Source organism: Paenibacillus sp. P4_A9 (genome assembly GCF_056402415.1).
This window is the reverse complement of record NZ_JBFUHL010000216.1, coordinates 1-1,195: the sequence shown is the minus strand read 5'-3', so window position 1 is coordinate 1,195 and position 1,195 is coordinate 1. Positions and strand designations below refer to the sequence as shown.

The following is a 1,195-nucleotide window of genomic DNA, read 5'->3' as shown; positions in this document are numbered from 1 at the left end:
TCATGGAACCGAACTTCAATTCGATCGTCTCCACGACAAGTTGGGCCATCTTTTTACAATTCTGCCGAATGGTCTCCGCCTTCTCCCGTCCAAAGCGACGAACCATGAACTCATCGAAACGAATTGCTTTGCCTCCTTTCCAAGTGATATTGGATGTCRGACTGTGCTTTCCTCCTAATCTTAGACCTATACCAGTGACGCTCCATTCGCCTTGAGCATTTTTTTGTATCATCATCCTTGCATCTATCACCCGATTCGGCATCAATTCCAAGCAAAGACCCTGTTGAATCATGAATGTTCCCGATCTTATCCGCTCGGAAAACACCCAATTCTTTATCCAACGAATGGCTGTAGCTTCAGAATTTAGTTTGGTTCTCACTAAATTGCCTACTCTGTTCCGTCCAGTTAATGTGAAATATTCTTTATTACGTGCAACCTTCAATATGCTGCATCCTCCGGTTCCATTACTTGGCTTAATGTATAATTCAGGAAATTCTCTTATCATTAGCCGGAGTTTCTCTGTGGAAAACATTACAGTTTTAGGAATGTATTTCGCAAGCGAAGGCGTATTGCTAAACAACTGTGTCGCCTTTGACTTGTAAGTAAATTTATGACTTGTGTACGGAAACCAATCTTTCCGTCTCATTTCCTKATACGGTTTATCTAACTTGCGACAGCGATCGATGACCACATCAGGCCAACGGAAGATTCCTTCCTTCCATCCTCCTGTCGCAGATGGCACAAAACCTCGAATTTGTTTTGTTTCGGGCATGATATCCAAATGAGAAAACAAGAACACTTTCGCGCCCARACTCCGACCTTCTCTGACCATATCTAGAAAAAATTCAGACTCAGAAAACTTGTTTCCATTTCGATGAGTTAATATTCCAATTTCCGGTTCGCTCATTTGAAAGCCTCCTACGAAGATTGCAATGATAAACGGATGGAAAAGCTCAAAAAAAACTCTGTAGATGCTTCTGAAATGTATTTTTTTTGTACCTGACATCCAGGAACAAGAGATTAACTTATGTAGAACTACTTCCTTTGCAGGATATGAGATATAAATATGATTAAATGAAGAGATAGGTGCAACGATCGGGAATGAGATAACTGTTTCTTGCTTTTGATTTGTAAATCCACACGAACGGGAATGAGATAACTGTTTCTTGCTTTTGATTTGTAAATCCACACGAAC

General features: G+C 40.5%; 1 protein-coding gene. It reads right to left on the bottom strand.

From position 1 onward, the window contains the following. A partial coding sequence (locus AC1DVJ_RS31055) for a YheC/YheD family protein (RefSeq protein ID WP_477596804.1) occupies positions 1 to 646 on the bottom strand: 646 nt, incomplete at its 3' end. Between the last annotated feature and the right edge of the window lie 549 nt (positions 647 to 1,195).